Genomic DNA, 8,935 nt, shown 5'->3' with positions numbered 1-8,935 from the left:
ACATGCAGGAGGCCGGGGCGACCAACGACCTCGAGGTCGCCTACACCCTGGCCGACGGCGTCGAGTACATCCGGGCCGGTCTGGCCGCCGGGCTCGACATCGACCGGTTCGCGCCGCGGCTGTCGTTCTTCTGGGCGATCGGCATGAACTTCTTCATGGAGGTCGCGAAGATGCGCGCGGCCCGCGCGCTGTGGGCCCGGCTGGTGCGCCAGTTCGACCCGCAGAACCCCAAGTCGCTCAGCCTGCGGACCCACTCCCAGACCTCCGGCTGGTCGCTGACGGCGCAGGACGTCTTCAACAACGTCGGCCGCACCTGCATCGAGGCGATGGCGGCGACCCAGGGCCACACCCAGTCGCTGCACACCAACGCGCTCGACGAGGCGATCGCGCTGCCGACCGACTTCTCGGCTCGGATCGCGCGCAACACCCAGCTGCTGCTGCAGCAGGAGAGCGGCACGACCGGCACCATCGACCCGTGGGCCGGCTCCTACTACGTCGAGCGGCTCACCCACGACCTCGCCGAGCGGGCGTGGGCGCACATCCTCGAGGCCGAGGCGGCCGGCGGCATGGCGGCCGCGATCGAGCAGGGCATCCCCAAGATGCGCATCGAGGAGGCCGCCGCCCGCACCCAGGCCCGGATCGACTCCGGGGCCCAGAAGGTGATCGGCGTCAACACGTTCCGGCCGGCGACCGAGGACCGGCTCGACGTCCTCAAGGTCGACAACGACGACGTCTATCGCCAGCAGATGGCCAAGCTGGAGCGGCTGCGCGCCGAGCGCGACGACGAGGAGGTGCAGCGGACTCTCGACGCGCTGACCCGCTCGGCGGAGGCGGGGCCGTCCAGCACGCTCGACGGCAACCTGCTCGCCCTCGCCGTCGACGCCGCTCGCGCCAAGGCCACGGTCGGCGAGATCTCGGCGGCGCTGGAGAAGGTCTACGGCCGGCACCAGGCCACGATCCGTACCATCAGCGGCGTGTATAGGTCGGAGTCGCAACAGGCCGGCGACACTACGGTTACGGCAGTCTTGGAAGCGACGGCCGCCTTCGAGGAGGCCGAGGGCCGGCGCCCGCGCATCCTCGTCGCCAAGATGGGCCAGGACGGGCACGACCGCGGCCAGAAGGTCGTCGTGAGCGCGTTCGCCGACATGGGCTTCGACGTCGACGTGGGGCCGCTGTTCTCGACGCCCGAGGAGGTCGCCCAGCAGGCCGTCGACGCCGACGTGCACATCGTCGGCGTGTCCTCGTTGGCGGCCGGCCACCTCGCGCTGCTGCCCGCGCTGAAGCAGGCGCTCGCCGAGCAGGGCCGTCCCGACATCATGATCGTGATCGGCGGCGTGATCCCGCCCGACGACGTACCGACGCTGAAGGAGATGGGCGCCGCCGCGGTGTTCCTCCCCGGCACGGTCATCGCCGAGTCCGCGCTCGACCTCCTCGCGCGGCTGCGCGAGCAGCTCGGGCATGGCGCCTGACGTCGACGCGCTCCTCGAGGGCATCCGAGCGGGGCGGCGCGCCGCGATCTCGCAGGCGATCACGCTGGTCGAGTCGACCAGCCCGCGGCACCGGGCGGTGGCGCGCGACCTGCTCACCCGTCTCGAGCCGGGCCGCGCGGTGCGGGTCGGCATCTCGGGCGTGCCCGGGGTGGGGAAGTCGACCTTCATCGAGGCGCTGGGCACGCGCCTGACCGCCGCGGGCCACCGGGTCGGGGTGCTCGCGGTCGACCCGAGCAGCATCCGCACCGGCGGCTCGGTCCTCGGCGACAAGACCCGGATGGCCCGGCTCGCCACCGACCCGGCGGCCTACATCCGGGCGAGTCCCAGCGCCGGCACCCTCGGCGGCGTCGCCCGTGCGACTGTGCAGGCGATGATGGTCCTCGAGGCCGCCGGGTACGACGTGGTGCTGGTCGAGACGGTGGGGGTCGGCCAGTCCGAGGTCACGGTGGCCGGGATGGTCGACACGTTCGTCTTCCTGACCCTGGCCCGGACCGGCGACCAGCTCCAGGGCATCAAGAAGGGCATCCTCGAGATCGCGGACGTGATCGCGGTCAACAAGGCCGACGGCGACCGGCAGCAGGAGGCGCGGGTCGCCGCGCGCGACCTCGCCGGGGCGCTGCGGCTGGTGCGGGGGACGGGGGAGCGGGCTCCGTCGGTCGTCACCTGCTCCGCTCTGGAGGACACCGGCGTCGACGACGTCTGGGCGCGGGTGCTGGAGCACCGCGACCACCTCGGCGAGGAGGGGCTGGCCCGCAAGCGCGCCGAGCAGCAGCTCGACTTCACCTGGGCGCTGGTGCGCGACGAGCTCGACCAGCGGCTGCGCCGGTCACCGGCGGTCCGGGCGATCCGCGCGGAGGTGCGCGACGCGGTCCTGTCCGGGGAGCTGCCGGCCACGGTGGCGGCCGACCGCGTGCTCGCGGCCTACGACGGCGACGCCGAGCCCCTGCCTCCGGTCTAGACCGTTCTTCGTCCAGAAGGGTGATCCTGGCGTCCTGGACCCCAGTCCTGGGGGGAAGGGACACCGATCCCGTGTGGCCGGGACCACGTTCGTACCACAGTGGGGTCAACACCCACCCCCCACTCGGAGGAAACATGCGTCGCATCACTCTGATACCGGTGGCCCTGGCGGCGGTCTCGCTGGTGGCCACGGCGTTCGCCCCCGCAGCCACCGCGGCCGACCCCGACACGGTCGTCGACGGGCTCGTGAGCCCCCTGAGCCTGGCCGTCGGAGCCGACGGCACGGTCTTCGTCTCCCAGAACTTCGCCGGCATGCTCACCGAGGCCGTGCCCGGCGAGGACCCGGCCGTGCTCTACAGCGACGCCGCCCACCGCGAGGTCGGCGCCGTCTCGGTCAGCGGCACGACGGTCACCTTCGCCACCACGGGCGAGGGGCCCGCGGACGCGCGGCTGTGGACCATCGACGCCGGCGACGTGGGCGGCACCCCGACCCAGGTCGCGAACCTGTGGAGCTACGAGAAGAACCACAACCCCGACGGCAAGACCACCTACGGCATCGTCGGGCTGAGCAAGAAGTGCATCAGCTCCATCCCGAAGAAGCACCGGGAGGGCGTCGTCGCCTACAAGGGCATCAAGGAGTCGCACCCCTACGCCAGCTACGTCGCCGGTGAGACGACCTACGTCGCGGACGCCGCGGCGAACGCGATCTGGTCCGTGGACGCGACCGGCGTGCACACGGTCGCGACCCTGCCCCCCGTCAAGGTCAAGGTCGACAAGAAGCTGCGCAAGGGCTTCGGCCTGCCCAAGTGCGTCGAGGGCAAGACCTTCAAGGGCGAGCCCGTCCCGACCGACATCGAGCTCGGCCCCGACGGCAACCTCTACGTCACCACGCTCGGCGGTGCGCTCGGCGAGCAGATGCCGGTCGGCTCGGTCTACCGGATCGCTCCGGCGACGGGCGCGGTCAGCAAGATGGCGGGCGGCCTGATGAGCCCGGTCGGCATCGCGATCGAGCCCACCGGCACGGCCTACATCTCGCTGCTGTTCCCCGGCCTGATCATGAAGCAGCCGGTCGGTGGCGACCCGGAGGTCTTCGCCGAGGTCCCGTTCCCCGGTGACGTCGAGGTCTCCGACGGCACGGTCTACGCCACGCAGACCGACCTGACCAACGACGGCACCAGCCCGCCGGCCGGCAAGGTCCTGAGCTGGCCCCCGGCCGCCTGAGCCCCCCTCAGGTGCGGACCCCGGGCGACGGCCCGGGGTCCGCACCGCTGTCGGGGTGCGGCCGGAGCCGGTAGCGGGCGTCGCCGAGGTCCTCGATCCAGCGGTCGCCGTCCAGCCGCTCGCGCAGCGCCGCCATCGCGGACACCACGACCTCGAGGTCGCTGTCGCGCACCTGGCTGCCGACCGGGTAGGTCTCGCCGCGCAGCCCCAGCGCGAGCTCGCCCGCCGTCCGGGGCGCGGTGCCGGCGTAGAGCAGCAGCTCGAGCAGGTCGAACTCCAGCTGCCGGAGCTCGACGTCCTCGCCGTCGACCACCAGCCGGTTCGCGATCGGGTCCAGGCGCAGGTCGCCGAGGACCACCCAGTCGCCGTCGAGCTCGACCAGCCGGGTGGCGGGCGGCGCCTGGGGCGGCAACGGCCGCGGGACGACCGGCGGGGCCTGGGCCACGGCGTAGCGCTGGCGGGGCCGGCGCAGGCCGGCGAGCAGCCGGGCGCGCACCTCGCGCGGCCGGAACGGCTTGCCGACGTAGTCGTCCGCGCCGGCCGCGAAGCCACCGAGGATGTCGTCCTCCCCGGCGCGGGCGCTGACCATGACGACGTACGTCGAGCTGAACTGGCGGATCCGCCGGGTGACCTCGAAGCCGTCGATGCCGGGCAGGCCCAGGTCGACGGTGACGACCACCGGGGCGTGGGTCCGGACCGTCTCCACGCCGGCCGACCCGTCCGGGGTGACGACCGGCCGGAAGCCGATCTGCGACAGGATCAGCGCGAGCAGCTCGGCGACCTCGGGGTCGTCCTCGATCACGACCGCGAGCGGGGCGGCGTCAGCGGCACTCGACATTCGTCACCTCCCCGGTCCCGGGCGGCGTGACCGGCTGGGCGCACCCGACCACGTTGCCGGCGTCCTCGGCGTCGCCGACCAGGTGCACGGCGTACCCGGGGCCGCCGAGCGCGAAGGTGTTCCCCACGAACCGATTGTCGCGGCCCCAGCCGTCCAGGATCACGTGGACCTGGATCCCGTCCGGTCCCTGGGACCGCACCTCGTTGGACCGCACGTCCCAGCCGTTGCCCTTGAGGTCCACCACCGAGTCGACCTGCCCGGCCCCGCCGCGCAGCAGGTTGCCGCGCAGCTCGCCGCCGGTCGTGCCCTCCTTGACGTCGACGGCCTCGGCGGTGGTCCCGCCGACGTCGTTGCCGACGATCCGGTTGCCGTCGCTGCGGTCGGGGCCGCAGTCGCCGACCTCGCACCAGTTGCTCTCCGCGCTGCCGACGTAGATGCCCTCGCCGTACTCCGGGTCGTGCAGGCCGGTGCGGCGGATCTCGGCGCCGGTCACCAGGTTGTCGCTGCTGCCCGCGCGCAGGTGCAGGGCCTCGTCGCCGACCCCCTCGATGCGCAGGTCGCGCAGCTCGTTGTGGGAGGAGCCGTCGAGCACCACGCCCTTCTGCCCGCCGCTCACGGTGAACCCGCGCAGCCGCCAGTACGACGCGCCGTCGAGGTGCAGCGTGTACCCGGTGTCGACCGACGCGCCGACGAGCCGGGCCCGCCGGGAGCCGCAGACGGTGACCGGCTGCGACCGGGTGCCGCTCGCGGTCGCCTCGAAGGAGCCGGTGTAGTCGCCGTCGCCGAGCACGATCACCGCACCGGGCCGCGCGCCGGCCAGGGCGTCCCGCAGGCCGCCGGCGTCCGAGACCGTCGGGGCCCCGGAGCAGCCGCTCCCGCCGGCTGCGCCGCTGCCGGTGCCCGGCGCCGACGGTGCGTCCGAGGAGCACGCCGGGAGCGCCAGCACGGCGGCGAGCAGGAGCGCCGCCCGGAGGATGGTCACGGCCGAAGTGTCACAGGCGGCGGGCCGCCCGCGACGGACGCGTCTCGAAATCCGCGCCGTGGCGCGGCGGCGCCCCTACCCTGGTCGCGGGGAGAACGCGTGGGAGGGGTTGGGCGATGGACGCGCTGGTCGTCGGCGTGCCCGACTCCGTCTCGTTCATCCTGCCGTTCGGCCTGATCGGGATCGTGTCGTGGACCTTCTGGCTCGTGCGGAAGGTGATCTCGGCGACGACCCGGCCGGTCGTCAACGACTTCCGGACGACCTGCACGATCGTCGTGCCGTCGTACCACGAGGACCCCGACGTGCTCGTCCGGTGCATCGGCACCTGGATCGCGGAGGGGCCGCAGCGCGTCATCATCGTGCTCGACGTCGCGGACACCGAGGCCAAGGAGCGCATCGACGCCCTCGGTCACCCGAACGTCGAGGCGCACCTGTTCAAGCACCGCGGCAAGCGGTCGGCGCTCGGCTACGGCATGCGCCTGGTCGACACCGAGCTGTGCATCCTCATCGACTCCGACACCGTCTGGGAGCCGGGGATGTACGCCAACATCCAGATGCCCTTCCTCGACCCGGTCGTCGGTGCGGTCAGCACCCGCCAGAACGTCTACCTCCCGAAGACCAGCCTCTGGCGGCGGGTCGCGGACTGGATCATCGACCTGCGCTACTACGACTACGCCCCGGCGATGGGCCGCTTCGGCGGCGTGATCTGCGCCTCCGGGCGCACCAGCGCCTACCGCTACTCGGTCATCGTCGACAAGATCGACGACCTGGAGCACGAGTACTTCTGGGGCCGTGAGTGCATCGCGGGCGACGACGGCCGGCTGACCTGGCTGGTGCTGTCGCAGGGCTACCGGGTGGCGCACCAGGACACGGCGCGGGCGCTGTCGATGTTCCCCGACACCTTCCGCGCGTTCTGCAAGCAACGGGTCCGGTGGAGCCGGAACTCCTACCGCTGCTACCTCACCGCGATCCGGCACGGCTGGATCTTCAAGACCCCGCTGATCTCGCAGATCACCGTGATGCAGATCCTGCTCACGCCCATCACGTGCGCGTCGGCGCTGCTCTACGTCGGCCTCAGCCTGAGGTCGCCGCAGCCGGCGCTCGCGTTCACCGCGGCGGTGGCCTGGCTGGTGATCGGCCGCGGCATCCGCGGGATCTCGCACCTGTGGCGACGTCCCGAGGACATCTGGATCCTGCCGGTCGTCGCCTTCGCGGTCATGCTGATCGCGCTGCCGATCAAGACCTATGCGTTCTTCACGATGAACAAGCAGGGCTGGCTCACCCGCAGTGCGGACTCGATCGGCGGGGAGGGCCAGTCGGAGGCCAGCCTGACGAAGGCTGCAGCGGCGTGAACGACTCCGCCCCGTCCGCCGCCGAGCGGGGCGACACCGTCCCGGGCTGGGTGCGGTGGGTGGTGCGGCTGCTGGCGGTCGCCGCCTTCGTCGCGGGTGCCGTCGCGGTGGCGCACGTGCGCAACGGGGACCAGGAGGCGCAGCAGGGTGCGACCCCGTCGGCGACGCCGGCCCCGGCGCGCCCGTCCACCGCCACCGACGCCACCGACGCCACCGACGCCGCCGACCCCCTGGCGGCCGCCGGCCGCGAGGTGCGGCTGCTCGACGCCGAGGACGCCCGGCTGCGGGCGGTCAGCCTGGCCCGCGTGGACGGCACCGGCCACGCGGCCGGGACGCTCGTCCTCGACGCCCGTCCGGCGCCGTACACGCTCGCGGACCTGCTGCGGGCCGGAGCCGCCGTCCGGACGTCCCCGTCCGTCGTGCAGCTCACCCAGCCGGTGGTCGTCCGGCGCGAGGCCCGGCTGTCGATCGTCGCCCCGGGCACCACCCTGCGGCTGCTGAGCGGTGCGAAGGGCTACACCAGCCTGGTCTCGTGGGGCGGGTCGGTCACGCTGGCCGGGACCGCGCACGACCCGCTGGTCGTCGAGTCCTGGGACACCGACCGCGGGGGGCCGGACACCGACCAGACCGATGGCCGCGCCTACGTCCGGGTCAAGGACGGTGCCCTGGCGCTCGCGCACGTCCGGCTGGCGGACCTGGGCTACTGGAGCGGCCGCACCGGCGGTCTCGCGGTCACCGGCAGCGACGAGACCACGGCGACCGCTGCCCTCGACGACGTCAGCACGACTGACCTGCACCTCGGGCTCTACGTCTCCGGTGCGCAGCAGGTCCGCGCCGTCCACCTGCGGGTCCGGCACCCCGAGCGGCACGGCGTCGAGATCACGAACCGGTCCCGTGACGTCCGGCTGACCGACCTGGTGGTCACCCGGGCCGGCGAGGACGCGGTGAGCGTCTCCCACGGGTCCTCCCACGTCCGGATCTCCCGCGCCGTGCTCGCCGGCACGACCGGTGGCTACGGGCTGGACGTCGACGGCTCCCCGCTGGCCGACGGCCTCAACTCCGCGGGCTACGGGATCGGCAACTACGCCTGGGTCGGGCTGAGCCGCAGCACGGTCCGCGGCAACAGCTCCGGCGGGGTCCGGGTCCAGTCCGTCGACCACCTCAGCATCGACGACAGCAGGGTGACGGCCGACCGCGCCGCGCTCGTCGTCGTGGGCGCCGCCCGCGAGGTCACGGTGGCCGACTCCGAGCTGACGTCGGAGGCGGGGACCGGCTTGGTGCTGGCGCACCGGGTCGTCGGTGCCAGCGTGAGCGGGTCGACCGTGGTCGGCGTCGAGGTGGGCGTCGACGTCCAGGGCTCCGAGGTCGCGATCGAGGACAACCACATCACGGTCGGCACCGGGCACGGTGTCCTCGTGACGGGGCCGGCCGCCGAGGCGACCCTGAGCGGCAACGAGATCGACGGCCGGGGCTCGGGAGCGGTCCACGGCGCCGACGGCGCCAGCGTCTCCGGGGCCGACACGAGCACGGGGGACTGGACCTACCGCCCCGAGGTGGTGATGTGGGCCGAGCGGCACGCGGCGGCGCTGCCGCTGCTCCTGGTGCTGGTCGTGCCTCTCGCCGGGCTGGTCTTCGTGCTGCGGCGCCGCCGCCAGCAGCGCGAGCTGCGGCGGATCTTCGAGTCGACGCTCGTCGCGCGCGGACGCTCGGCGATCGACACGTACGTGCCGGTGTCGGCGCCGGTGCCGGCCACCGAGCCCGGGCCGGTCCCCGACACCGGGCTCCGGATCGAGATCGGGCCGGTCGCGGGGCCCGTGGAGGAGCCCGTGGAGGAGCCCGTGGACGAGCCGGGGGACGAGACCGTGCCCGCGGCCCCGGCCCAGCGACCCGCGCTGGAGGACCGCGAGTTCTCGACCGCCCGCGAGTTCGCCGTCGCCGCGGTCCGGGAGGCGGGCTACCCGCCGCACATGGTCGCCCGGGTCCTGCACGTGCCGACCTCCCGGGTGCGGGAGTGGGTCGCCGCGCCCGCGGAGCAGGAGCTGACCCCGGTCTGACGCGGCCGGGCGATGACCTCCGGTCGGCGACGGGATGTGAA

7 protein-coding genes are annotated in these 8,935 nt (G+C 73.5%); 5 read left to right on the top strand and 2 right to left on the bottom strand.

The window, feature by feature from the left end:
* The 3 genes from ACILQ5_RS08915 to ACILQ5_RS08905 form a co-directional block, all read left to right on the top strand.
* Nucleotides 1-1,469 (top strand): methylmalonyl-CoA mutase family protein (locus ACILQ5_RS08915; protein WP_395657631.1); only part of this gene is annotated, 1,469 nt, incomplete at its 5' end.
* Nucleotides 1,459-2,448 (top strand): methylmalonyl Co-A mutase-associated GTPase MeaB, encoded by a 990-nt coding sequence (meaB, locus tag ACILQ5_RS08910; protein WP_395657630.1) that lies wholly within the window; start codon nucleotides 1,459-1,461, stop codon nucleotides 2,446-2,448. The genes ACILQ5_RS08915 and meaB, both read left to right, overlap by 11 nt.
* A gap of 158 nt (nucleotides 2,449-2,606) precedes the next feature.
* Nucleotides 2,607-3,668 (top strand): ScyD/ScyE family protein, encoded by a 1,062-nt coding sequence (locus ACILQ5_RS08905; RefSeq protein WP_395657629.1) that lies wholly within the window; start codon nucleotides 2,607-2,609, stop codon nucleotides 3,666-3,668.
* Nucleotides 3,669-3,675: 7 nt separating this feature from the next.
* On the opposite strand, the gene ACILQ5_RS08900 is transcribed toward ACILQ5_RS08905, so the two are convergent.
* Nucleotides 3,676-4,506 (bottom strand): response regulator transcription factor, encoded by an 831-nt coding sequence (locus ACILQ5_RS08900; protein WP_395657628.1) that lies wholly within the window; start codon nucleotides 4,504-4,506, stop codon nucleotides 3,676-3,678.
* Entirely contained in the window at nucleotides 4,490-5,488 is a 999-nt protein-coding gene (locus ACILQ5_RS08895) for a right-handed parallel beta-helix repeat-containing protein (protein ID WP_395657627.1), read from the bottom strand. The genes ACILQ5_RS08900 and ACILQ5_RS08895 overlap by 17 nt, the downstream gene beginning before the upstream one ends.
* A 116-nt stretch (nucleotides 5,489-5,604) precedes the next feature.
* Between ACILQ5_RS08895 and ACILQ5_RS08890 the strand changes: the two genes are divergently transcribed.
* Both ACILQ5_RS08890 and ACILQ5_RS08885 read left to right on the top strand, forming a co-directional pair.
* Nucleotides 5,605-6,840: a glycosyltransferase gene (locus tag ACILQ5_RS08890; RefSeq protein ID WP_395657626.1), complete on the top strand. Its 1,236-nt coding sequence runs from the start codon at nucleotides 5,605-5,607 to the stop codon at nucleotides 6,838-6,840.
* Complete coding sequence (locus ACILQ5_RS08885; protein ID WP_395657625.1) at nucleotides 6,837-8,894, top strand: right-handed parallel beta-helix repeat-containing protein; 2,058 nt, start codon at nucleotides 6,837-6,839, stop codon at nucleotides 8,892-8,894. The genes ACILQ5_RS08890 and ACILQ5_RS08885 overlap by 4 nt, the downstream gene beginning before the upstream one ends.
* Nucleotides 8,895-8,935: the final 41 nt, after the last annotated feature.

This window comes from Nocardioides sp. (assembly GCF_044226305.1).
GTDB lineage: Bacteria > Actinomycetota > Actinomycetes > Propionibacteriales > Nocardioidaceae > Nocardioides.
Note: the sequence above shows the minus strand (reverse complement) of the source record. Positions and strands in the feature narration are given on the sequence as shown.

Bases quoted from the DNA above. Each gene is read 5' to 3' on its own strand.
- meaB (WP_395657630.1), top strand. From the start codon at position 1,459: ATGGCGCCTGACGTCGACGCGCTCCTCGAGGGCATCCGAGCGGGGCGG.
- ACILQ5_RS08900 (WP_395657628.1), bottom strand. From the start codon at position 4,506: ATGTCGAGTGCCGCTGACGCCGCCCCGCTCGCGGTCGTGATCGAGGAC.
- ACILQ5_RS08890 (WP_395657626.1), top strand. From the start codon at position 5,605: ATGGACGCGCTGGTCGTCGGCGTGCCCGACTCCGTCTCGTTCATCCTG.